A 22485-nucleotide genomic window follows, 5' to 3' on the forward strand; every position below is an offset into this window, starting at 1 on the left:
GCCGTAGTTCACCCCGTCGACCAAAACCTTCCACTTTTTATGGCAAATATCGTTCGAATCTAGCGAAGTGGTACAGCAGGATGCTAGCCAGGACTATCGGCGCCGTTTCCGCCCGCAGAATCTGGGCACCCAAGGTGGCGGGCACGGCGTCCGCCTCCCGGAGGAGCCCGACCTCGGCCTCGGTGAGCCCCCCCTCTGGCCCGGCCACCACCCAGACGCCTGCCGGGTCCACCGGCCACCCAGCCAGCACCGCGCTCAGCGCGCTCGGGGCGCCGGGATCGGCCACCAAGCCGGCCCCCTGGGAGGCGGCCCGCTCCGCCGCCGTGCCCAGGGGCAGGGGGCCCTCGAGCTCCGGCAACCACGCCCGGTGGGACTGCTGGGCGGCGGCCTGGGCGATGCCCTCCCACCGCCGCCGGGCGGCTCCGGCCTGGCCGGCGTCCCACCGGACGACACTGCGGGTCGCCGGGAAGAGGGTGACTGCGTCCACCCCCAGCTCGACCAGCTGGCGGATGGCACTGTCCACCTTGGGGGTCTTCGCCAGGCCGAGAAGGACCTCGATCCGGGGCCGGGGACGCTCGACGGTGCGCCGGTCGACCAGCGCCAGAGTCACGGACCCCCGCCCGGTAGACGCAATGCGGGCCTCGGCGACGGACCCGTGGCCGTCGGACAGGGTGACCTCGTCGCCCGGGGCCGCCCGGCGGACCGTCAGGAGGTGGCGGGCCTCCGGGCCTTCGAGCTTGACGGTGTCGTCAGCGAGCCGCCCGGGCTCGACGAAGAAGTAGGGCGGGTGCCCGCTCACGAGCGTCCGGCGGGCCCTATGGGTCCGGTGGGTCGTGCGGTCAGGAGCCGTGCAGGGCGCTGCGCAGCTTGCCGAGGAGCCCGTGGTCCTCGTTGACCTCCTCGCCCCGCAGGGCGGCGAAGCGCCGCAGCGTCTTGGATTCCTCGTCGCCCAGATGAGTGGGGATGCGCACGCCGATCTCGACGAGCAGGTCCCCCCGCCCCGACCGGCCCAGGTGCGGGACGCCCTTGCCCTTCAGCCGGGTGATAGTCCCGGGCTGGGTGCCGGGGGCCACCGCCAGGGTCACCGGGCCGTCGAAGGTCTCCACCTCAGCGCTGCCCCCGAGCGCGGCCTGGGTCATCTCCACGTCCAGCCGGGTGACCAGGTCGTAGCCCGAGCGCCGGAAGCGCTCGTCGGGCGCCACCCGGATGGCGACGTACAGGTCGCCCACGCCACCCCCGCGCCGCCCGGCCTCGCCCCGGCCCGAGATCCGGATCTGGACCCCGTCGTCGGCCCCCGCCGGGACCGTGACCGCCACCTCGTCCACCCGCTCCATCCGGCCGTCGCCGTTGCACTGCGGGCAGGGGGAGGCGATCTCCTCGCCCGAGCCGTGGCATTGCGGGCACGTATAGGAGGTCATGACGTTGCCGAAGATGCTCCGCCCCACCTGGCGCACCGCCCCAGTCCCGGAGCAGCGCGAGCAGCGCACCGGCGAGGTGCCCGGCTTGCAGCCCGAGCCCGAGCAGGTGGCGCACGGCGTGAGGTTGCGCAGGGTGACCGACTTCGTGGCCCCCTTGACGACATCCTCCAGGGTCACCTCGAGCTCGAGGGCAAGGTCGTTACCCCGCCGGCTCTCGCCCCGGCGGGCGTAGGAGCCGAAGGGGTCCCCGCCGAAGAAGGAGGCGAACAAATCGAAGGGGTCGAAGCCCTGGGCGGGCATCTTGGCGTGGCCGAACATGTCGTAGTCCCGGCGGCGTCCCGCGTCGCCCAGCACGCCGTAGGCCTCGGCGATCTCCTTGAACTTCTCCTCGGCCTCCGGGTCCTCCTGGTTGGCATCCGGGTGGTACTGGCGGGCGAGGCGCCGGTAGGCCTTCTTGATGTCCTCCTCGGCCGCCTGGCGGTCCACACCGAGGACCTCGTAGTAGTCGCGGGGCATCAGCTGGCCAGTTCGTCGAGGAGGCCCGACAGCGAGCGGACCACCAGGTTCACCGCCGAGATCGTGTAGGGGTAATCCATCCGGGTGGGGCCGATGACCGCCACCATGCCCCGGTGCGCCGGCCCTTCACCGGGAACGTTCGAGCCGTAGGGGGCCAAGATGGTGGCGCATACCTGCATCTGCTGGATGGGGTTCTCCTGGCCGATCAGCACCACCAGGGTGCCCGACCCCGGTCGGGACTCCCGAGCCTCCGCCATGAGGGTGGCGAGCACCGGCGGGCGCTCGATGGCGCCCACGACGCCGTGGGCGGTTTCCAGGTCGGAAAACTTCTCCCGCGAAAGGATGTTCGCCGTCCCGCCCCGGTAAATCCGTTCCCACACCGACCCGCTCACGACCCGGCCCACCTCGGCGGCGATGCGCGGCACCACCCCGGTGGGGCCGGTGTGCTCGGCGATGGCGGCCAGGCGAGCGGGGACCACCTCGAGGGCCTCACCGCTCAGGCGCGCCGTCAGGTGGGCGCCCAGGTCGGCCAGCTGCTGGTCGGAGAGCGGCTCCGGGACATCGATCAGACCCTGCTCGACCAGGCCGGTGTCGGCGATCAGCAGGAGGCCCACCCGCCCATCGGAGCGGGCGAGCAGCTCCAGGCGGCGGAGGCGGTTCTCCCGGGCCGGGGGGGCGGCGACCACCGCCACGGACTCGGTGACCTCGGAGAGGAGCTGGGAGGTGGCGTTCAGCGCCTCCTCCAGGGCGTGGAAACCGCTCTGGAAGGCGTCTTCGATGACCCGCTGCTGGCCGGGCGGCAGCTCGGGCCATGCGGGGCCGGGCCAGTTGTCGATGAACCAGCGGTAGCCCAGATCGGTGGGGACGCCGCCCGCCGAGGAGTGGGGCCGGCTGATGTAGCCGAGCTCCTCGAGGAGGGCCATGTCGTTGCGCACGGTGGCGGCGGAGACACCCAGGCCGATGGTCTCGGTAAGGGCCTTGGACCCCACCGCCTGGCCCGCGCGGACGTACTCACGGACGATGGCCCGCAGGATGGCCCCCTTGCGCGAGTCAAGCACAGCAGTCCTTCCGGTGATCGTCAACGGCGAATCCCCAGTCCCTACGGGATATCGGCCTGCCCGGCGGCATCCTCAAATCTAGCACTTGAGGAAGCCGACTGCTAATTTTTCCCGCTCTGGGGGGCCCCAGCCGCCGGTCCGCTACTGCGGCGAGGGTGGCGGCGGGTACTGCGGAGGCGGCGGGTACTGGGGCGGCGGGGGGTAGCCCTGCGGTGGCGGGTACCCGGCCGGCGGCTGCTGCGGGTAGCCCTGGGGTGGGTAGCCGGGCTGCTGGGGATAGCCCGGAGGGGGGTATCCGGGCGGCGGGTAGCCGTAACCGGGCGGCGGGTAGCCGCCCGGCGGCAGGCCCTCGGCGGCGGGGCCGCGGTAGGTGGCGCTGCCGAAAGCGAGGATGGCAGCGAAGATCGGCCCAAGAAGGATCAGGCCAACTGCGAAGCCCGTGCCCTTACCGAACGATTTCGCCAGGTCGATTGCCACGATGATCGCCATGATGAGCGAGACGAAGGGGATGAGGAACAGGATGATCCACCATGCTGGTCGCCCGATGATCTTGAGCAGGATGTAGAGGTTGTATATGGGGATGATCGCTGCCCACCCGGGCTGACCGGCCTTGGTGAAGATCTTCCAACCAACTGCGATGAAGAAGATAATAAGGACCAGATAGATCAGAAAAATCGCTCCGACTGCCCCACCGCTGGCCGTATTGGATGTCGTTTGTGCCAAGAACATGGTGACCACCCCCCGTCGCCCGCTAGCGGTTCCCCCCGCCAGTGGGGGATTCTCCCAGAAGCCCCCGCCTGGGGCAAGCTTCGCTTTTTCGCGGGCGCTGGTGCCGTCAGGCGGCGAGCAGGGAGCGGGCGACGTGGCCCCAGAGGAACACGCCCCGGGCGGTGAGGAGGACCTTCTCCTCGGTCACCCGGACCAGGCCGAGATCGACCGCCTGGGCCAGCTCGGGCGCCCAGCGGAGAGCCGGGTCGGCGCCGTAGCGGTGCTCGAAGCGGGCCCGGATGACGCCCCCGGCCAGGCGGAGCCCGAGCATCATGGCCTCGGCGGAGCGCTCGTCGGGGAGCAGGGTCTCCTCGCCTTCGAGGACGTCCGGCGACCGCTGGGCATAGGTCCGGGGGGAGCGCAGGTTCCACCAGCGCCGGTGGTCCCGGAAGGAGTGCGCCCCGGCGCCGAACCCGAGGTAGTCGGTGCCCGTCCAGTACCCGATGTTGTGGCGCGACCAGCAGCCCGGGCGGGCCCAGTTGGACACCTCGTAGCGCAGCAGCCCCGCCACCGGCAGCAAGTCGTTGCTGACCTCGTCCCGGTCGGCCTGGTCGTCGTCGTCCGGGGCGTCCCGCAGGCCCCGCTGCACCCAGGTGTGCAGGGGGGTGCGCTCCTCGACCGTGAGGGCGTAGGTCGAGACATGGTCGACCCCGGTGGCGATGACCCCGGTCAGGCTGGACCGCCAGTCATCGAGGGTCTCCACCGGGGTCCCGAACATCAGGTCGGCGTTGACGTGGGCGAAGCCCGCCGCCCGGGCGTCCCGGAGGGCGGCGACGGCCTGCTCCGGGCTGTGCGCCCGCCCCAGCCACGCCAGCACATGCGGGGCGAGGGACTGCACCCCCAGGCTGACCCGGGTGAAGCCGGCCTCGAGCAGGGCGTCGAACGCCGCCATGTCAATGGACTCCGGGTTGGCCTCCAGCGAGATCTCGGCGTTGCGCCGGACGGCGAAGGACTCCCGGATGGTGGTGAGGATGCTCGCCAGGTCGGCGGGCGCCAGCTCCGTCGGCGTGCCCCCGCCGAAGGCGACGGTGTCCACCGGCTCGCCATCGGCCGCCGCCTCGATCTCGCGGCGGAGGGCCTCGACGTAGGGCGCCTTCAGGTCGTCCATGCCGGCGTAGGCGTTGAAGTCGCAGTACGGGCAGTGGACCAGGCAGAAGGGGATGTGGACGTAGACCCCCCGGCCGCTGAGGGCGGGCGCCGCCGGCAGGTTCACTGCTCCCCGTTCATTTCTTGTCGTCTAAACGGAGCGCGGCCATGAACGCCTCCTGGGGGATCTCGACCGACCCCACCTGCTTCATGCGGCGCTTACCGGCTTTCTGTTTTTCCAGGAGCTTGCGCTTGCGGGTGATGTCGCCGCCGTAGCACTTGGCCAGCACGTCCTTGCGGCGTGCCCGGATCGTCTCCCGGGCGATGACCCGTGAGCCGATGGCTGCCTGGACCGCCACGTCGAACATCTGCCGGGGGACCAGCTCCCGGAGCTTCTCGGCCATGCGCCGGCCGTAGCTCACCGCCCGCTCCCGGTGGACGATGGCGCTGAAGGCGTCCACCGGCTCGCCGTGCAACAGGATGTCCACCTTGACCAGGTCCTCCGCCCGGTAGCCCACCGCCTCGTAGTCCAACGATCCGTAGCCCCGGGTGCGGCTCTTCAGCTGGTCGAAGAAGTCCACGATCATCTCGGCCAACGGCAGGTGGTAGCGGAGTTCTACCCGGTCCTCGGAGAGGTAGTGCATCTCTTTCATTTCCCCCCTGCGCTCCTGGCAGAGCTCCATAAGGGCGCCGAGGAACTCGGTGGGCGTGATGATCATCGCCGCGGCCAGGGGCTCGCGGATCTCCTCGATGGCGACGGCGTCGGGCATCTCGGCGGGGTTGTGGACCGAAAGGATCTCCCCGCCCCGCTTGAGCACCTCGTAGGCGACGCTGGGCACGGTGATGAGCAGGTCGAGGTCGAATTCGCGCTCCAGGCGCTCCCGCACGATCTCCATGTGCAGCAGGCCCAGGAACCCGCACCGGAAACCGAAGCCGAGGGCCTGGGAGGTCTCGGGCTCATAGACGAAAGCGGCGTCGTTTAGGCGCAGCTTGTCGAGGGCGTCGCGCAGGTCGGCGTACTGGTCGCCGTCGGTGGGGTACAGGCCGGCCCACACCATCGGCCTGGGCTCCCGGTAGCCGGGCAGCGCGTGGTCCGCCGGGTGGCTGGCGTCGGTGATGGTGTCGCCGACCTTGGCCTCGCGCACGTTCTTCACCCCCGGGATGGCGTAGCCGACGTCGCCGGTGCCCAGGCCCTTGGTGGCCATCATGGAGGGGGCGAAGGCACCGACCTCCTCCAGCTCGCACACCGTGCCGGTGGCCATCATGCGCACCTTCTGGCGGGGCTCGAGGGTGCCGTCGATCACCCGCACGAAGGTGACCACGCCCCGGTAGTTGTCGTACTCCGAGTCGAAGATGAGGGCCCGGGTGGGGGCGTCGGGGTTGCCCTGGGGCGGGGGTACCCGGCGGATGACCTCCTCGATCAGCTCGGGCACGCCGGCGCCAGTCTTGCCCGAGACCCGGAGCACCGACTCGGCCGGCACGCCGATGAGGTTGCCGAGCTCGGCGCAGACCCGGTCGGGGTCGGCGGCGGGGAGATCGATCTTGTTGACGGCCGCGATGATCTCCAGGCCGGCCTCGACGGCGAGGTACAGGTTGGCGAGCGTCTGCGCCTCGACCCCCTGGGCGGCGTCCACCAGGAGGATCACGCCGTCGCACGCCGCCAGTGACCGGGACACCTCGTAGTTGAAGTCCACGTGGCCCGGGGTGTCGATGAGGTTCAGCTCGTAGATCTGCCCGTCGGCGGCCGGGTAGGCGAGGCGCACCGCCTGGGCCTTGATCGTGATCCCCCGCTCCCGCTCGATGTCCATGCGGTCCAGGTACTGCTCGCGCATCTCCCGGTCCGGGACAGCCTTGCACAGCTGCAGGATGCGGTCTGCCAGGGTGGACTTGCCGTGGTCAACGTGGGCGATCAGGCTGAAGGCGCGCACCCGCGCCCGCCGGTTCGCTTGGTCTGCTCCCGGGTCATCAGTCACGCTGCCGAGGGTACCGCAGCTGGTGCTAGACTCCGGCGTTCCCTCATCCGGTTCACCTGTCGGTATCCTTCCGCTACTCTGGAGTCCCATGGCCAACATCAAGTCGCAGATCAAGCGCATCCGCACCAACGAGGCTGCCCGCCAGTCCAACCGCAGCGTACGGTCCTCGCTCCGCACCTACATGAAGCGGGTGCAGACCGCCATCGACGCCGGCGACCTCGACGAGGCGGAAACCGCCCTGCGCAAGGCGGGCCGGGAGATCGACCGGGCGGCCGCCAAGGGCGTGATCCACGCCAACAGCGCAGCGAACAAGAAGTCGTCGCTGGCGAAGCGGGTCCACGCAGCGCGCACGCCCTCGTAGGGCGTTTCGGGTTCGGGCCTCAGCGGCCCCCTCGGCTGAAGTCGGGGACATTCGTCCCGGACAGTGGGGCAAATGTCCCCCGGTATTGTCTGCAGCCGTACGCCTCGGTCGGCATGGCCGACCTCAGCGCCCCCGCAGCGTCGTCACTGCGATCACGGCCCGCTCCAGGGCAAGTTCGTCGCTGTCCTGGCCGGACTTCAGGCGGTGGTCGGCCTCGGCGATCGCCCGGTAGGCCCTCGCCAGCGCCGGGGGCGGGTAGCCCGCCGCCTGCTTCACCAGCTTCTCGGCCCGGAACGGGTGCATGCCCACCTCTTTCACCACCTCGGCCGGGGTCCGGTCGGTGACCTCCATCATCGAGCGCACGTGGCGGCTCAGGGCGCCGAAGAGGGCCTGGGGAGCCTCGCCCTGGTCGATGAGGACCCGCATCGCCTGCAGGGCCGTCCCGGTCTGCCCGGTGGCGGCGGCGTCCAGGAAGGCGAACGTGGTCGCCTGGCTGCGCCCCCGGAACTGGCGGGCGATGTCGTCTGGCGTCACCCGGGCGTCCCGGCCGAGCGCCAGCGAGAGCTCCTCGAGGGCGTGGGCGAGCGCCATCCGCTCCTCCCCCACCGCCTCGATGAGCGCCCCCATGGCGTCGCCCGACGGCCGCAGGCCCAGAGCTTTGGCCTTCTCTCGCAGCCACATGAAGAGGTCGTTGCGCTTGCCCTTCCCGGCCGTCACCACATGGCCCACCTTGCGGACTGCCTCGGCGAGGCTGGGTATCGCCTTGGCGGTGGTCAGCACCAGGAGGCAGTCGGGGTTGGGATCCTTCAGGTAGGCGACGAACGCCCGCTGGGCGTCGGCCCCGGCTTCGTCGACCCCCCGCACCACCACTGCCCGCCGGCCGCCGAACAGCGAGGTGCTGTCCAGGGCGGGGAGGACCCGCTCCTTGTCGTCGGCTGCCTTCAGATCCTCGACCGACAGGGGATCGATGCCGGCCAGGGCCTTGGCCACCGCTTCGGCAACAAGGTACGGGTCGTCACCGACGATGAGCGTGGCGGGGACAGCCTTCGGGGTCATGGAGGTGATGATGCCTCAGAGTTGCCGCTCCGGTGGTGAGGCTCCGATTATTGGATGAAAATCACGCGAGGCGCGTGATTTTGATCCAAAAATGCTCACCGGCACAGCAACGGGGCATTGGCCGCCCCCAACAACGCTCAGACTCGCGCCTGAGCGCTCTTGGAGGCGCCGGGACTTGAACCCGGGTCGACACGGCTCCCACTTGGGGCATCTACGGGCGTAGCCAACTTTTTTGTCTCAGCCCGGCAGGTGCTGCTGGCTGGCTTGCCGGTGCCCAGCCCGGTTGGATTGTCCCCCGGCGCTCACCGGACGGGGGCGCTCAGGGTCAGCCTGCTGCACGACGCCCCATCCCGGGCCGCAGGCCCTCCCGGGTGGAACGCCCGCCGATATAACGGCGGGTTATCGCTTAGGCAGCGACGTTTCGGTTTAGTGTTCCAGGCAGTTTTACGAGGTACCCGGACCTCGGCCCGCTTCCACCAAACGCGATACCGGCCTCGAAACCAATTCGCCCCCTCTCTGGGAGTCAGTTTACCGCCGGCGGCTGAGGGCCCGGTCGATCTGCATCTTGGCGTCCCGCTCCTTCAGCGACTCCCGCCGGTCGTAGGTCTTCTTGCCCCGGGCGAGGCCGAGCTCGAGCTTGGCGAGGCCGTGGGTGAAGTACACCTTCAGCGGCACCAAGGTGAGGCCCCGCTCGGCGGTCTTGCCCACCAGGCGCTCGATCTGGTCCTTGTGCAGGAGCAGCTTGCGGTTGTGCACGGGCTCGTGCTGGGCGTAGCCCGCCTGGGGATAGGGGGCGATGTGCATGCCGATCAGCAGCGGCGCGCCGTCCCGGATGACGGCGAAGGACTCCCGGAGCGACGCTCCCCCGGCCCGCAGCGACTTGACCTCGCTGCCGGTCAGCACCATCCCGGCCTCCATCGACTCGAGGATCTCGAAGTCGTGGCGGGCCTTGGGGTTGATGACCACCGTCCCGGCCGGCTTCGTCTTGGATTTCTTCTTGGCCATCCGCCTATTGTGGCGGACGCACCTACGGCATGAAGCCCAGCGGCTGCACCGGCGTGCCACCCACCCGGGTCTCGAAGTGCAGGTGGGGGCCGGTGCACAGCCCGGTGCAGCCGACTGCGCCGATCTGCTGGCCCTGCTTCACCGTCTGGCCCAGGTGCACCCCGATCACCGACATGTGGGCGTACAGGGTGGCGAGCGCCCCGCCGTCGTCCAGGATCACCACGTTGCCGTAGCCCTGCATGACCCCGGCGTACATGACCTGCCCGGGGGCGGCGGCCAGGATGGGCACGCCCATGTCGACGGCGATGTCGATGCCGGTGTGGAACTCGTTGTTGCCGAAGATCGGGTTGATGCGGGGCCCGAAGGGCGACGAGATGGCGCCGTGCACCGGCCAGATCAGCTTCTTGCCCTGCCAGGTGTACGCCTGGTTGGCCTGGCGGGCACGGACCATGGCGGTGATGGACGAGGACTCGCCCGCCAGGGTGGCCATGTCCTGCAGGTAGATCGCCTTCTGGGCCTGGATCTGGTCCAGCTCGGGCTTCTGGGCGGCGATCTGGCTGGTCAGGGTGGCGCTCGCCTGGCTGACGCTGGCCCGCAGGGCGGTGATCTTGGCACCCTCGGCCTGGACGGCGGCCTGCTCGGCGGCGATCTGCGCCTTGCGCTGGTTCGCCTGGGTCTTCTGGGCGTCCAGCTGGTCGTTGAGCGTCTTCAGGGCGTCGATCTTGCCCTTGTCGGAGCCCACCACGCTGCCGACGTAGTTCAGCCGGTTGATGAAGTCGTTCATGCTGGTCGCCCCGAGGATCAGCCCGAGATACGACGCCGGCCCGGCTTTGTACAGGCTCACGAAGCGCTGCTGCACCTGCTGCTGGGCGTCGCTGACCTGGGCGGTGGTGGTGGCGATGCTTGCCTCCAGGCTGGCAAGCTGGGCGTCGGTGGCGGTGAGCTGCACTGTGTCGGCCGCCTGCTGCGCCTGGGCGGCGGCGATCTGCGAGGTGTAGCTGGCGATCTGGCCCTTCAGCTGGTTCTGCTGCTTGGTCTCCTGGGTGATCTTGGCCTGCAGGGCCGTCGCCTGGAGCTGCGCGGTCCGGAACCCGTTCCAGAACGTTGCCATCTGGTCGGCGGTCTGCGAGGAACCCGAGCCCGACGTCGTCCCACTCCCCCCGGATGCCGCAGGCACGGCACGAGGGGTGGACGCCGCGCCCGGCGTCCCGAAGGCGAGAAGCGCCAGGACGCAGGCGGCGGCGGATAACCTCAGAAGACGACTCATGGAATCAGAACTTGCATTCGGCTCACAGAGCATAACGCCTGTTACGAGCCGGAGATCGGGAAATATGCCTAATTACAGGAGAGTAATTCCTTTATGATTCACCGACGTAATTACGTGGGTGAAATTACGGCTGGGGAAGGCGGGCTCAGACTTCGAGGAAGCGGCGCAGTGCCAGCGTGGAACCGAGCGTCCCGACGGTCATGCCCACCGCCACCAGCACGATGAGCATCCACACCACGGTGCTGCCGGTCACGCCGATCGGCAGGATGACCAGGGCCTTGGACAGGCGGTTCAGCCAGAGCACCTTGGCAATCCCGATGACCGCGGCCGCGACGAGCGCCCCGGTCACCGCCTCGACGACGCCCTCAAAGATGAAGGGCACCCGGATGAACCAGTTGGTGGCGCCCACCAGCTTCATGACCCCGATCTCCCGCCGGCGGGAGTAGATGGCCAGGCGGATGGTGTTGGCGATGAGCACCGTGGCGGCGGCCAGCAGCAGGATGGTCATGACCAGGCTGACGGTGCGCAGCAGCGAGTTGATGCGCAGCAGGCTCTTCACCGCCTGGCCGCCGTCGTTGACATCGGAGATTCCCGCCCGGCCCACCAGCTGGTTCTTGACCGCGGACACCTGGTTGGGGTCCTTCAGGCGGATCTCGAACGAGGCCGGGAGGGCGTCGGGGGACACGTCCTTGGTGATGTCGGGATTGCTGGCGAACATGTCCTTGTAGTCCTTGTACGCCTGGTCCTTGGACACGAAGATCACCTGGGCGACATCGGGCATCGACTGGATCGAGGTCTTCAGGTCGGCCTGGGCCTGCGACGTGATGCTGTCGTCCAGGAAAACGTTGATCTGCACCTTCTGGCCGAAGTCGCCGACGACGTTGCCCACGATGTGGCCGAAGATGATCACGCCGCCCAGCAGGAAAAGGCTCACCGAGACGGTGGACACCGCGGCGACCGTCATGAAGAGGTTCCTCTTCAGGTTGACGACCGCTTCGCCAGCGAAGTACTTCAGGCGGAGCCCCACGAGCGCTACTTGCCCCCCAGCCCGTAGACGCCCCGCACCTGGTCGCGGGCCACCTTGCCGTTCTCCAGCTCGATCACCCGCTTGCGGAACTGGTTGACGATGGCGTGGTCGTGGGTGGCCATCAACACGGTGGTCTCCGCCGCATTGATGCGCAGGAGCAGCTTCATGATGTCGGCCGAGGTGGCGGGGTCCAGGTTGCCGGTGGGCTCGTCGGCCAGCAGGATGGCCGGTCGGTTGACCATCGCCCGGGCCACGGAGACCCGCTGCTGCTCGCCGCCGGAGAGCTCATCGGGACGGTTGGTGAGCCGGTCGCTGAGCCCGACGAGGTCAAGGATCTCGGGCACCCGCTCCCGGATGTCGTGGCGGGGCTTGCCGATGACCTCCAGGGCGAACGCCACGTTCTCGTACACCGTCTTGTTGGGCAGCAGCTTGTAGTCCTGGAAGACGCAGCCGATCATCCGGCGCAGGTAGGGCACCCGCCACCGGGGCAGCATGCTGAGGTCCTTGCCGGCGACGTAGATGCGGCCCTCGCTGGGGTCCTCCTCCCGGAGGAGCATCTTGATCAGCGTGGTCTTGCCCGATCCCGTGGTGCCGACGAGGAAGACGAACTCGCCCTTGGCGATGTCCACCGAGACGTCGCGCAGCGCAACGACGGATTCCTTGTAGACCTTGCTTACGTTCTCGAGCCGGATCATCTGTCCATCCGAAGCTCTCCCCCAGACCGGGTAAGGCGGGCACGCCTAGGCGACCGATCCTACCAGATGGGTCTCGGAATCCCGAAAATTTGTGCCTGTTTTGTCGTGATTTACCGGTACCTTAAGCGATCCTCAGGAAACTGTCAGAGGGTCCGATTCTCGGCTCGATCTAGTTGCTGGCTCCGGGTTTCGAGGCACGCCTGCGCAACTCGGCAGTGATGAGCCCATCGATGTAGCCGTCGAGCACAGCCTCGACGTTGCCCACCTCCACCCCGGTGCGGTGGTCCTTCACCAGCTGGTAGGGGGCCAGGACGTAGGAGCGGATCTGGGAACCGAAGGTGTTCTCCATCTGCTCGCCCCGGATCTCGTCCAGCTCCTTCATCCGCTCCTCGGCGGCGCGCTGGGCGAGCCGTGCCCCCAGGATCTTCATAGCGACGGCCCGGTTCTGGATCTGCGAGCGCTCGTTCTGCACCGACACCACGATGCCGGTAGGCAGGTGGGTGATGCGCACCGCCGAATCGGTCACATTGACGTGCTGGCCGCCGGCCCCGGACGAGTGGTACGTGTCGATCCGCAGTTCCTTGGGATCGATCTCGACCTCGTCCTCGTCGGCCAGGGCGGGCACCACATCCACACTGGCGAAGGAGGTGTGCCGGCGCTTCGAGGCGTCGAACGGCGAGATCCGCACCAGGCGGTGGACACCCTTCTCGGCCGACATCAGGCCGTATGCTGAGCGCCCCTCCAGGGTGAACGTGGCCCGCTTGATGCCGGCCTCCTCCCCCTCGGCCACCTCGACCAGCTCTACCTTGAAGGCATGGTGCTCGGCCCAGCGCAGGTACATGCGCAGGAGCATCTCGGCCCAGTCGCACGACTCGGTGCCGCCCGCCCCGGCGTGCACGCTGACGATGGCCGCCGCCTCGTCATGCTCGCCCGACAGGAGCGTACGCACCTCCAGCGCCTCGAGCTCCGCCTCGACTGCGTCGAGGGCGGCGACCGCCTCCACCTGGGTGGCCTCGTCGGCCTCCTCGAGCGCCAGGGCGTGCAGCACGCCGGCTTCCTCGAGGCACTCGGCCAGGCGGTCGTAGGACTTCAGGTCGTCGTCGAGGCGGGCCAGTTCGGCCATCTGGCGGGTGGCCGCCGCCTGGTCGTCCCAGAACCCGGGCTGGGCGGCGAGATCGTGCAGGGCCGCCGCCCGGGTGCGCTTGGCCGGGACGTCAAAGGTACTCCTTTACGTGGGCGAGCTTCCCCTCGGCGTCTGCGAGGCGGGGCTGCAGGTCATCGGTCACCCCCCGACTATATCGGCGCCTCTGCCGGCCTCCGCAGGAACGCCGCCCAGGTCACCACGGCGAACACCACGTACGCCCCCAGGAAGACCCACAGGGCGGGGACCGACCAGTTGGCGTGGGCGACGGCGACGGTGAGCTTGGCGGCGGGTGTGGTGGCGGCCTTGACGAGGGCCGAGACGTGGAGGCTGGCCTGCCGGAACACCACCTGGACCAGCACCCCGCCAAAGGCACCGATGGCCCCGGCGATGCCGATCACCGCCGCGGCCTGGCGCTTGAAGCCGCCGGCCACCGACTGGGGCGGGATCCCGGCATCGGCGGCATGCCGGCGCCCGTAGGCGGCGAAGACCGACGGGATCATCTTGTAGATCGACCCGTTGCCCAGGCCGCTCAGCAGGAACACCACCATGTAGGAGCCGAAGAAGAGGCCGAAGCTGCGGTGCTGGACCCCGATGGCGGCGGCCGCAGTGGCGACCGCCATGGCGGCGAACACGGCCAGGGTCACCTTGGCGCCGCCCACCCGGTCGGACAGCCCACCCCCCAGCGGCCGGGCGAGGGAACCGATCAACGCGCCCATGAACCCGAGCCCCCCGAGGTAGGTGGCGATGAAGGGGTGGTGGCCGAGAAACTCGGGGAAGGTGTTCTTGATCACCAGGGGAAGGGCGAACGAGAAGCCGATGAACGAGCCGAAGGTGCCGACGTAGAGGAAGGACAGCAGCCAGGTGGCCGGATTGCGCACCGCCATCGCGTAGGCCCGCCCGTCCGAGCGGGCCTCCCGCAGGCTGTCCATCAGCCACCACGCCCCCGCCGCCGCCAGAGCGATCAGCGGGACGAAGACCCAGCCGGCGTAGGCCATGTGCACGGGGTGCTTCGGCAGGGCGACCAGCTGGGAGGAGACCCCGATGATGATGACGAGGGGCACGAAGAGCTGGGATACCGCCACGCCCAGGTTCCCGCCGGCGGCGTTGAGCCCGAGGGCGAAACCTTTCTCCTGCTCGGGATAGAAGAACGAGATGTTGGCCATCGAGGAGGCGAAGATGCCGCCGCCCAGCCCGGCGGTCGCCGCGCAGGCGAAGAGGACCCAGAACTGGGCGCCGGGCGCCTGGTGGGCCAGCCACCCGCCCGGCACCACCACGGCGAGCAGGAGCGCGGGCAGGAGGAGCACGCCGGCGCTGAAGGTGGTCCACCTCCGCCCACCGAACCTGGGCAGGGCGAAGGTGTAGGGGATCCGCAGGGCCGAGCCGACGAGGTTGGGGATCAGCGTCAGCAGGAACTGCTGGGAGAGCGTGAGGACGATGCCCATGTTGGCCAGGTTGATGACCACGCTGGTCCACACGACGAAGATGCAGAAGCCGAGGTGGTCGGTGAAGATCGACAGCGCGAGGTTCTTGCGGGCGATCCGCTTGCCCTCGGCCTGCCAGAAGGTCTCGTCCTCGGGGTCCCAGTGCTCGATCCAACCCCTGCCCCGCCGCCCGGCGGCCGGCCCCCGGGGTGCCAGTTCCCGCTCTTTGAGCATCCGCCCTTCCTTCCGCTCGATACCTGCTCGATGCACTCAACCCACAACGGGCGCAGCATGGTCGGTGCACGTTTCCGGGCGGTGTCGGAAGGGTTTCGGCGAGGTTGAGATTCGGGGGCGATCGCGTTACAGCACGGCTGTGGCCCCGGGCTGTCGGGTGCGCGTGGACGCAGCGCGGGACGACGGTTTTTGCGGACCTTCAGGAGTCGTGAGTCTCGGCGCCGCTCAGGCGGCTGCCCCGTGGCACTTCTTGTACTTGCGGCCCGACCCGCACGGGCACGCGGCGTTGCGCGGGGTACCGGGATACGCGTCGCCGCCGCCCTCGGGTGAGGCCCCAGCCGGGGCCCTAGCCTCGCCTGCTGCAGCTTCGGCTAGCGCCGATGAGGCCCCGGCGCTGACCTCGGTCCCGGCCTCGGCCCCGACCGTCGCCGGGACCGGGGCGCTCGGAGCGCTCCCGTTGCCGTTGGCAGTGGCTGCCGGCGTGGCTCCGTTGGCTCCCGTGGCCCCGGTGGCTCCGTTGGCCGCCTGTTGGGCGGCCCGGGCGGCGGCCACCTCGGCCACCGACATCGGCCGGCCCCCGCCCTTCGGCTGCTGCTTCGGCCCCCGTGCTTGCTGCTGGGGGGGCGGCGGTGCCTCGGCTGGGGGCTGCTCCTCGATCACCTGCACGTGGAACATGTACCGGACGAACTCCTCCTTGATCGAGGCCATCATCGTCTGGAACATGTCGAAGCCCTCACGCTTGTACTCGATCTCCGGGTCTCGCTGGCCGTAGCCGCGCAGTCCGATGCCCTCCCGGAGGTAGTCCATCTCGTAGAGGTGCTCACGCCACTTGTTGTCGAGGATCGACACGAAGACGAGCCGCTCGAGCTCGCGCATCTTCTCCTCGCCGATCTCCTCCTCGCGTTGCTGGTAGTGCGCCATGCCCTCCTCCAGGTAGGCGTCCACCAGTTCCGGGTACGCAACGCCCTCATGGTCGAAGGTGCCGACCAGCTTGGTGGGGAAGAGCTGGGGCATGGCGGCCTCCAGGCCCTCCCAGTCCCAGTCCTCGCTGTGCGACTCGGGGTTGGCATAGATGGCGATGGTGTTCTCGATGGTGCCGGCGACGAACTCCTGCGCCTTCTCGGAGAGATCGGCGCCCTCGAGCAGCTGGCGGCGCTGCTCGTAGACCACCTCGCGCTGCTTGTTCATCACCTCGTCGTACTTCAGGACGTTCTTGCGGATCTCGTAGTTCTGGGACTCGACCTGGCTCTGCGCCCGCTCGATCGCCTTGGAGACCATCTTCGATTCGATGGGCATCTCCTCGGGCAGGTTGAGGCGCTCCATCACCGTGGAGATCATCCCGGTGGCGAAGAAGCGCATGAGGTCGTCGTCCAGCGACAGGTAGAAGCGGGTCTCGCCCGGGTCGCCCTGGCGGCCGGCACGGCCCCGGAGCTGGTTGTCGATCCGGCGGGACTCGTGGCGCTCGGTGCCGCAGATGTACAGGCCCCCGATCTCGACCACCTCGTCGTGCTCGGCGGCGCACTGGTCCTTCATCTCCTTGAGGAGCGGCTCGTACTCGGCCTCGTAGGCTTCCCGGTCCTCCGGCTCGAGCTGCTGGAGCAGGTAGGCGTCGTTGTCCCAGCCCCGGGCGGCCATCTCGGCCCGGGCCAGGTACTCGGCGTTGCCCCCCAGCAGGATGTCTACGCCTCGGCCCGCCATGTTGGTGGCCAGCGTGACCGCCCCGGTCCGCCCGGCCTGCGCCACGATGAAGGCTTCCCGCTCGTGGTGCTTGGCGTTCAGGATGTGGTGCGGGACGCCCCGGCGGGTCAGGTAGCCCGCCAGGCGCTCGGACTTCTCGATCGACACCGTGCCCACCAGGACCGGCTGGCCGTCGTTGTGGCGTTGCACGACGTCCTCGGTCACCGCCTTCCACTTGGCGTCCTCGGTCTTGTAGATGGCGTCGGGCTCGTCCAGGCGTTGGATGGGACGGTTGGTCGGGATCTCGTAGACCTCGAGGTTGTAGACGTTGGCGAACTCGGTGGCCTGGGTCTTGGCCGTACCGGTCATGCCGGCGAGCTTCTCGTACATCCGGAAGTAGTTCTGGATGGTGATGGTGGCCAGCGTCTGGTTCTCCTGCTGGATGGGCACGCCCTCCTTGGCCTCGACCGCCTGGTGCAGGCCGTCGGACCAGCGCCGCCCGGGCAGCGTCCGGCCGGTGAACTCGTCCACGATCAGGACCTCGCCGTTCTGCACGATGTAGTCCCGGTCCCGCTTGTAGAGCTCCTTGGCCTTGAGGGCGGTCTCCAGGTAATGCACCAGCGGGGTGTGGACCTGGTCGTAGAGGTTCTCGATGCCCAGCAGCTCTTCGACCCGGGCGATGCCCTCCTCGCTGACCGCGATGGTCTTCTTGGCCTCGTCCACCTCGTAGTGCTCGTCGTCGCGCAACCGCTTCACGTGGCGGGCGAAGGTGCGGTACCAGCGGGCGGCCTCGTCGGCGGCGCCGGAGATGATCAGCGGGGTGCGGGCCTCATCGATGAGGATCGAGTCCACCTCGTCCACGATGCCGAAGAAGTGGCTGCGCTGGGTCAGGTCCTGGAGGCGCATCGCCATGTTGTCCCGCAGGTAGTCGAAGCCGAACTCGTTGTTGGTGCCGTAGGTGATGTCGCACGCGTAGTTGGCCCGGCGCTCGGCCATCGACATGTCGGGCTGGATCAGGCCGCAGGTCATCCCGAGGAAGCGGTAGATCTGGCCCATCCACTCGGCGTCGCGCTTGGCCAGGTAGGGGTTCACCGTGGCGACATGCACCCCTTTGCCCGGGAGGGCATTGAGGTAAGCGGGCATGGTGGCCACCAGGGTCTTGCCTTCGCCGGTCTTCATCTCGGCGATGGCGCCCTTGTGCAGCACGGTCCCGCCGATCACCTGAACGTCGAAGTGGCGCTGGCCGATCGTGCGCTTGGCCGCCTCCCGCACGCAGGCGAACGCCTCGGGCAGGATGTCGTCGAGGGTCAGCTCCTCGTCGTCCTCCAGGCGCTGGCGGAACTCCGCGGTTTTGCCGCGCAGCTCCTCGTCGGAGAGGGCCTCGATCTCGGCTTCCCAGTCATTGACCTTGGTTGCCAGTGCAACGATTTTCTTGAAACGCCGGGCTTCTCCGGCGTGCAGGAGGGGGTCGAGTACGCTCATCGTCGGATACTCATTCTCCGGGTTATGGTCATTGTCGCGGGGTCAAGTATGACCGCAACCAGGCTGGCCCCCGCGCGATCCAGGCGGTCAATCCGGTCGCCTACCCTTCAGGTATCGGCGCCCGGGCGGCCCTACTTGATATCGAGAAGGCGCTCCCGCACGGCGTAGACGACCGCCTCCATGCGGGAGTGGAGGTGCAGCTTCTCCAGGATGTTGCGGACATGGTTCTTCACGGTGTTCTCGGAGATGTAGAGCTCCTTGGCGATGTCCCGGTTGTTGTGGCCCCGGGCCACCAGCTTGAGGACCTGCAGCTCACGCTCGGTGAGGCGGGGGGCGGGCACCCCGGAGCGCTCGTCGGAGCGCTTCACCATCGAGGCGAACTCGTTCAGCAGCTTGGAGGCCATCGAGGGTGAGATCAGCGACTGGCCGGCGTTGACCGCCCGCACCGCATTGGCCACCTCCTCGATGGAGATCTCCTTGAGCAGGTAGCCCGACGCCCCGGCCTTGATCGCCTCGTAGAGGTCCGCTTCCTCATCGGAGATGGTGAGCATCAGGATCTTGGTGTTGGGCAACGTCTCCTTGATGGCCCGGGTGGCCTCCAGCCCGGAGCGCTTGGGCATGCGGACGTCCATCAGGACGACGTCGGGGACGGTCTCCTCGGCCTTGGCCACGGCGTCGGTGCCGTCGCCGGCCTCGCCGACCACCTCGATGTCCTTCTCTACCTCGAGGACCATCTGCAGGCCACGGCGGAAGAGGGCGTGGTCATCGACGATGATCACGCGGATGGGCTCGCTCAAGGGATCGGCCCCCAGCGCGGCGACGTCCTCGACTTCTTCCGGCTCTTCGCTCACCACAAGTCCTTGTAGGGGCCGCTCCGCCTCAGGCCACGCGTGTCCCGACGCTCCGCCGAGGCTACGGCATACCCCGACGCTCCGCCGAGGCTACGCTGTCTATCGGCCCGTTCTTATGTGCACATTAGCCTGACTCGGGGCCCGAGTCGAGAATTCCCTCCTCACCTGTTGGCACCTGGGCCACCGGGAGGGCTCTCCCGGCCGGCTTGGCGTGCAGCGGGCGGCCTGAGCGCATCCGCTTGAACTCCTTGAGACGCCGGGAGAGGCGCTCCACGGCGACGTCGATCCCCGACATCGGGTCCTCGGCCACCACCCGGGAGCGGAACACCGGACCGGTGGTCGCCACCGCCACCCGGATGAGGTAGGAACTGTGCCCGTCCTTGTCCACCTCGAGGTCGATCTTGGCGATGGTGGACAGGTATTTGGTCAACACCTCCATCTTGGAGGCGGCCAAGGCCTGCAGAGACTCAGGCAGATGCCCGTGCTGGCTGTGGACTGTGATCTCCATAAGTGGCGCCACCCTCCTTCCGCTGAACTGTCGCCCGACCCGAGCAGGAGATTACGGCAACGGTGGGGCGGACAGCAGAGCCCCAGGCGGAGCGCCGGATGAACAGCGCAGCCACAGGCGGAGCGCCAGATGAACAGCGCAGCCACAGGCGGAGCGCCAGATGAAGGGGTCGCCCGGCTGACCTGGTCTTTGGCCCCACATTCGCCTGCTGGCCGGCCCCGGGTCCATCCCGGGCGCCCGGCAGGACTTACACCTAAACCGCACCATGCTCAGCACCCCCCTCAGCGAGGAGACGCCTTACGTGGGTCCTTTCGCCTGCGGCTGGCCTGGACTGAGGACCGGCGGTGTTGGGACACCGCCCGCCCCGCAACCACAGCCCGGACGACCCTTTCGGGTCCAGTATATGGCGAGGGGGCCACAGAGTTTATGGGCTTCAAGACCTTCGGGGCTCCCGGGACCTCCTACAACCTTCCGGTACGGGCCAGCCCGGATCAGGCCCGCCGGTATGCTGACTTCGTTCGTCCGCCCGCCCGTCGTGGGCCCAACGAAAGGGTGAGCGCCCTATGCCCGACTTCAAAGTTGCCGACCTGTCCCTGAACGATCTCGGCCGCAAGGAGATACGCCTCGCCGAGCACGAGATGCCGGGACTGATGGCGGTGCGCCGGGAATTCGCCGCCACCCAGCCGCTGGCGGGCGCCCGGATCACGGGCAGCCTCCACATGACCGTGCAGACCGCCGTGCTCATCGAGACCCTCGTGGCCCTGGGCGCCCAGGTGCGCTGGGCTTCGTGCAACATCTTCTCTACCCAGGACCACGCCGCCGCGGCGGTGGCCGTCGGCCCGGAGGGCGACGTGGAGCACCCCGCCGGCGTCCCGGTCTTCGCCTGGAAGGGCGAGACCCTGGAGGAGTACTGGTGGTGCACCGAGCAGGCGCTCACCTGGCCCGGGGAACCTGGCCCCAACATGATCCTGGACGACGGGGGCGACGCCACCCTGCTCATCCACAAAGGCGTCGAGTTCGAGAAGGCCGGGGCCGTCCCCGAGCCGGCAGCCGACGACAACGAGGAGTGGGTCGTCATCCTCGACGTGCTGGCCGCCCGCCTGGGCCACGAGCCCGGCAAGTGGACCGCCATGGCCGAGGCGATCCGGGGGGTGACCGAGGAGACCACCACCGGCGTCCACCGGCTCTACGAGATGGCCGAGCGGGGGGCACTGCTCTTCCCGGCAATCAACGTCAACGACTCGGTGACCAAGTCGAAGTTCGACAACAAGTACGGCTGCCGGCACTCGCTGATCGACGGGATCAACCGGGGCACCGACGTGCTCATCGGCGGGAAGACCGCGGTGGTGTGCGGGTACGGCGACGTCGGTAAAGGGTGCTCGGAGAGCCTCCGGGGCCAGGGTGCCCGGGTGATTGTCACCGAGATCGATCCGATCTGTGCCCTGCAGGCCGCCATGGACGGCTACCAGGTGGCCACGCTGGAGGATGTCGTGGGCGAGGCCGACATCTTCGTCACCTGCACTGGCAACCGGGACATCATCACCGCCGCCCACATGACGGCGATGAAGCACAACGCCATCGTGGGCAACATCGGCCACTTCGACACCGAGATCGACATGGCGGGTCTGCGCCGGGTGCCCGGCGTGGTGCGGGAGAACATCAAGCCCCAGGTGGACACCTGGACCTTCCCCGATGGCCACGCGGTGATCATCCTGTCCGAGGGCCGGCTGCTGAACCTGGGCAACGCCACTGGGCACCCCAGCTTCGTGATGTCGAACTCCTTCACCAACCAGGTGATCGCCCAGATCGAGCTCTACGGCTCGCCCGAGAGGTACCCGATCGGCGTCTACACGCTGCCCAAGCACCTCGACGAGAAGGTGGCGCGGCTGCACCTCGACGCCTTGGGGGTCAAGCTCACCACGCTGACCGAGGCGCAGGCGGCGTACCTCGGCATCCCGGTGGACGGGCCCTACAAGCCGGACCACTACCGGTACTGACCGGTACTGACTGGTACTGACCCTGTGGGCGCCGGCCGCCTGGACGACGCGGTCTCGGCGCTACGCGCCGCCATCCTGGGCGCCCCAGGAGTGCTCGAGCCGGGCGTCCGGCAGGCGATCGCCGACCGGATGCCCGCCGACCCCCGCCTCGATGGCTACGTAGCATCGGTTGCCGGAGGCGGCAGCACGCTGACCGCGCGGCACACCTCCGACCTGCTCGCGGCCGGATGCTCGGAGGACGAGATCTTCGAGGCGACGCTGTCGGCGGCGCTCGGGGCGGCCGACCGGGTGCGCGCCGGCGGGCTCGGTGCCCTGCGCCCATCACCGGGGTGACGCTCCGACTCGCCGTCCTGGAGCACGGCCAGTCCCGGCGGGCCCGGGTGCTGTTCGCCGCCTCCCGGCGCCTCGGCAAGGCGGAGATGGACCCGGTGGTCAAGATCTCGCTGTACCGGCCCGAGGTATTCGGCCGGCAGTGGCTGCCCTTCGTGCGGTCGGTGATGCGCGGCCCCTCGCCCTGGTCGCCCGCCGAGCGGGAGCTGCTCGCCGCCTTCGTGTCGCACCTGAACCGGTGCCCGTTCTGCGCCACCGTCCACGGCGAGATCGCCGGTCTGCGGTCCGGCCAGCCGGTCACCATCGGCCAGCTGGAGGACTGGGAGCACGCCGGGTTCAGCGATCGCGTCGCCGCCACGATGGCCTTCCTGGCCACCGCCGTCCGGGATCCCGGGAGCGTTGCGCCCGCGGCCGCGGAGGCGGCCCGGCAGCGGGGCGTGTCGGACGAGGACCTCGCCGCCGCGCTCGACATCGCCTTCGTGTTCTGCCTGATCAACCGCCTCGCCAACGCCTTCGGCTTCGAGTGGGCCTCCCCGGAGGACGCCGTGAAGGGCGCCCGGATGCTGAACCGGATCGCCTACCGTTTCCCGCTGTGGCTGGTGGCCTGAGCC

At 68.9% G+C, this 22485-nt stretch carries 20 protein-coding genes and 1 other RNA gene; 4 read left to right on the forward strand and 17 right to left on the reverse strand.

Annotated features, from left to right (window positions below):
- Window positions 1-37: 37 nt before the first annotated feature.
- From VFW71_15545 to lepA, 6 genes are all read right to left on the reverse strand, one after another.
- Window positions 38-799: an RsmE family RNA methyltransferase gene (locus tag VFW71_15545; GenBank protein ID HEU5004176.1), complete on the reverse strand. Its 762-nt coding sequence runs from the start codon at window positions 797-799 to the stop codon at window positions 38-40.
- 40 nt (window positions 800-839) lie between these two features.
- A complete protein-coding gene (gene dnaJ, locus VFW71_15550; protein ID HEU5004177.1) occupies window positions 840-1934 on the reverse strand; it encodes a molecular chaperone DnaJ in 1095 nt (364 codons plus the stop codon).
- Window positions 1934-2992 (reverse strand): heat-inducible transcriptional repressor HrcA, encoded by a 1059-nt coding sequence (hrcA, locus tag VFW71_15555; protein HEU5004178.1) that lies wholly within the window; start codon window positions 2990-2992, stop codon window positions 1934-1936. The genes dnaJ and hrcA overlap by 1 nt, the downstream gene beginning before the upstream one ends.
- A 141-nt stretch (window positions 2993-3133) precedes the next feature.
- Window positions 3134-3721, reverse strand: coding sequence for a DUF5684 domain-containing protein (locus VFW71_15560; protein ID HEU5004179.1), 588 nt, complete (start codon window positions 3719-3721; stop codon window positions 3134-3136).
- A 106-nt stretch (window positions 3722-3827) separates the two neighbouring features.
- Window positions 3828-4973 (reverse strand): radical SAM family heme chaperone HemW, encoded by a 1146-nt coding sequence (gene hemW, locus VFW71_15565; protein ID HEU5004180.1) that lies wholly within the window; start codon window positions 4971-4973, stop codon window positions 3828-3830.
- Window positions 4974-4983: 10 nt separating this feature from the next.
- Window positions 4984-6819 carry a translation elongation factor 4 gene (gene lepA / locus VFW71_15570; GenBank protein HEU5004181.1) on the reverse strand — a complete coding sequence of 612 codons (1836 nt, stop codon included), beginning with the start codon at window positions 6817-6819 and terminating at the stop codon, window positions 4984-4986.
- 88 nt (window positions 6820-6907) lie between these two features.
- Here lepA and rpsT point away from each other — a divergent pair, with 88 nt between their 5' ends.
- A complete protein-coding gene (rpsT, locus tag VFW71_15575) occupies window positions 6908-7180 on the forward strand; it encodes a 30S ribosomal protein S20 (GenBank protein HEU5004182.1) in 273 nt (90 codons plus the stop codon).
- Between the two features lie 123 nt (window positions 7181-7303).
- Here the strand turns inward: rpsT and holA are convergent, their stop codons facing one another.
- The 11 genes from holA to VFW71_15630 form a co-directional block, all read right to left on the reverse strand.
- Entirely contained in the window at window positions 7304-8236 is a 933-nt protein-coding gene (gene holA, locus VFW71_15580) for a DNA polymerase III subunit delta (protein ID HEU5004183.1), read from the reverse strand.
- Window positions 8237-8395: 159 nt separating this feature from the next.
- Window positions 8396-8749, reverse strand: a transfer-messenger RNA (tmRNA) gene (ssrA, locus tag VFW71_15585).
- Window positions 8750-8764: 15 nt separating this feature from the next.
- On the reverse strand, window positions 8765-9241 hold the full coding sequence (gene smpB / locus VFW71_15590; protein ID HEU5004184.1) for an SsrA-binding protein SmpB: 477 nt from the start codon (window positions 9239-9241) through the stop codon (window positions 8765-8767).
- Between the two features lie 22 nt (window positions 9242-9263).
- On the reverse strand, window positions 9264-10508 hold the full coding sequence (locus tag VFW71_15595; protein HEU5004185.1) for a peptidoglycan DD-metalloendopeptidase family protein: 1245 nt from the start codon (window positions 10506-10508) through the stop codon (window positions 9264-9266).
- Between the two features lie 145 nt (window positions 10509-10653).
- Window positions 10654-11535 carry a permease-like cell division protein FtsX gene (gene ftsX, locus VFW71_15600; protein HEU5004186.1) on the reverse strand — a complete coding sequence of 294 codons (882 nt, stop codon included), beginning with the start codon at window positions 11533-11535 and terminating at the stop codon, window positions 10654-10656.
- Between the two features lie 5 nt (window positions 11536-11540).
- The gene (ftsE, locus tag VFW71_15605; protein HEU5004187.1) at window positions 11541-12230 is read right to left on the reverse strand and encodes a cell division ATP-binding protein FtsE; all 690 of its coding nucleotides are present in this window, start codon (window positions 12228-12230) and stop codon (window positions 11541-11543) included.
- A 169-nt stretch (window positions 12231-12399) separates the two neighbouring features.
- Window positions 12400-13516 (reverse strand): peptide chain release factor 2 gene (gene prfB, locus VFW71_15610; protein ID HEU5004188.1). Its coding sequence is split into 2 segments (ribosomal slippage): window positions 12400-13458 and window positions 13460-13516, totalling 1116 coding nucleotides; the frame shifts between segments, so codons are not numbered across the junction.
- 7 nt (window positions 13517-13523) lie between these two features.
- A complete protein-coding gene (locus VFW71_15615) occupies window positions 13524-15029 on the reverse strand; it encodes an MFS transporter (GenBank protein ID HEU5004189.1) in 1506 nt (501 codons plus the stop codon).
- A gap of 225 nt (window positions 15030-15254) precedes the next feature.
- Complete coding sequence (secA, locus tag VFW71_15620; protein ID HEU5004190.1) at window positions 15255-18188, reverse strand: preprotein translocase subunit SecA; 2934 nt, start codon at window positions 18186-18188, stop codon at window positions 15255-15257.
- 131 nt (window positions 18189-18319) lie between these two features.
- Window positions 18320-19039, reverse strand: a complete 720-nt coding sequence (locus VFW71_15625; protein HEU5004191.1) for a response regulator transcription factor — start codon at window positions 19037-19039, stop codon at window positions 18320-18322.
- A gap of 124 nt (window positions 19040-19163) precedes the next feature.
- Complete coding sequence (locus tag VFW71_15630) at window positions 19164-19547, reverse strand: HPF/RaiA family ribosome-associated protein (protein HEU5004192.1); 384 nt, start codon at window positions 19545-19547, stop codon at window positions 19164-19166.
- Between the two features lie 563 nt (window positions 19548-20110).
- Between VFW71_15630 and ahcY the strand changes: the two genes are divergently transcribed.
- Genes ahcY through VFW71_15645 form a run of 3 tightly spaced genes read left to right on the forward strand, consistent with a single transcriptional unit; the run spans window position 20111 to window position 22482 of the window.
- Complete coding sequence (gene ahcY, locus VFW71_15635; protein ID HEU5004193.1) at window positions 20111-21544, forward strand: adenosylhomocysteinase; 1434 nt, start codon at window positions 20111-20113, stop codon at window positions 21542-21544.
- A 24-nt stretch (window positions 21545-21568) separates the two neighbouring features.
- Window positions 21569-21877, forward strand: coding sequence for a hypothetical protein (locus tag VFW71_15640; protein ID HEU5004194.1), 309 nt, complete (start codon window positions 21569-21571; stop codon window positions 21875-21877).
- Window positions 21874-22482: a carboxymuconolactone decarboxylase family protein gene (locus VFW71_15645; GenBank protein HEU5004195.1), complete on the forward strand. Its 609-nt coding sequence runs from the start codon at window positions 21874-21876 to the stop codon at window positions 22480-22482. Before VFW71_15640 ends, VFW71_15645 begins: the two co-directional genes overlap by 4 nt.
- Window positions 22483-22485 lie beyond the last annotated feature (3 nt).

The sequence above is a fragment of the Actinomycetota bacterium genome (assembly GCA_035765775.1).
Classification (GTDB): Bacteria; Actinomycetota; CADDZG01; order JAHWKV01; family JAOPZY01; genus DASTWV01.

What these genes read in the sequence shown, in the direction of transcription:
- rpsT (HEU5004182.1), top strand. Translation starts at nt 6,908, where the DNA reads ATGGCCAACATCAAGTCGCAGATCAAGCGCATCCGCACCAACGAGGCT.
- VFW71_15560 (HEU5004179.1), bottom strand. Translation starts at nt 3,721, where the DNA reads ATGTTCTTGGCACAAACGACATCCAATACGGCCAGCGGTGGGGCAGTC.
- VFW71_15615 (HEU5004189.1), bottom strand. Translation starts at nt 15,029, where the DNA reads ATGCTCAAAGAGCGGGAACTGGCACCCCGGGGGCCGGCCGCCGGGCGG.
- secA (HEU5004190.1), bottom strand. Translation starts at nt 18,188, where the DNA reads ATGAGCGTACTCGACCCCCTCCTGCACGCCGGAGAAGCCCGGCGTTTC.
- VFW71_15595 (HEU5004185.1), bottom strand. Translation starts at nt 10,508, where the DNA reads ATGAGTCGTCTTCTGAGGTTATCCGCCGCCGCCTGCGTCCTGGCGCTT.
- ahcY (HEU5004193.1), top strand. Translation starts at nt 20,111, where the DNA reads ATGCCCGACTTCAAAGTTGCCGACCTGTCCCTGAACGATCTCGGCCGC.
- holA (HEU5004183.1), bottom strand. Translation starts at nt 8,236, where the DNA reads ATGACCCCGAAGGCTGTCCCCGCCACGCTCATCGTCGGTGACGACCCG.
- smpB (HEU5004184.1), bottom strand. Translation starts at nt 9,241, where the DNA reads ATGGCCAAGAAGAAATCCAAGACGAAGCCGGCCGGGACGGTGGTCATC.
- dnaJ (HEU5004177.1), bottom strand. Translation starts at nt 1,934, where the DNA reads ATGCCCCGCGACTACTACGAGGTCCTCGGTGTGGACCGCCAGGCGGCC.
- VFW71_15630 (HEU5004192.1), bottom strand. Translation starts at nt 19,547, where the DNA reads ATGGAGATCACAGTCCACAGCCAGCACGGGCATCTGCCTGAGTCTCTG.
- ftsE (HEU5004187.1), bottom strand. Translation starts at nt 12,230, where the DNA reads ATGATCCGGCTCGAGAACGTAAGCAAGGTCTACAAGGAATCCGTCGTT.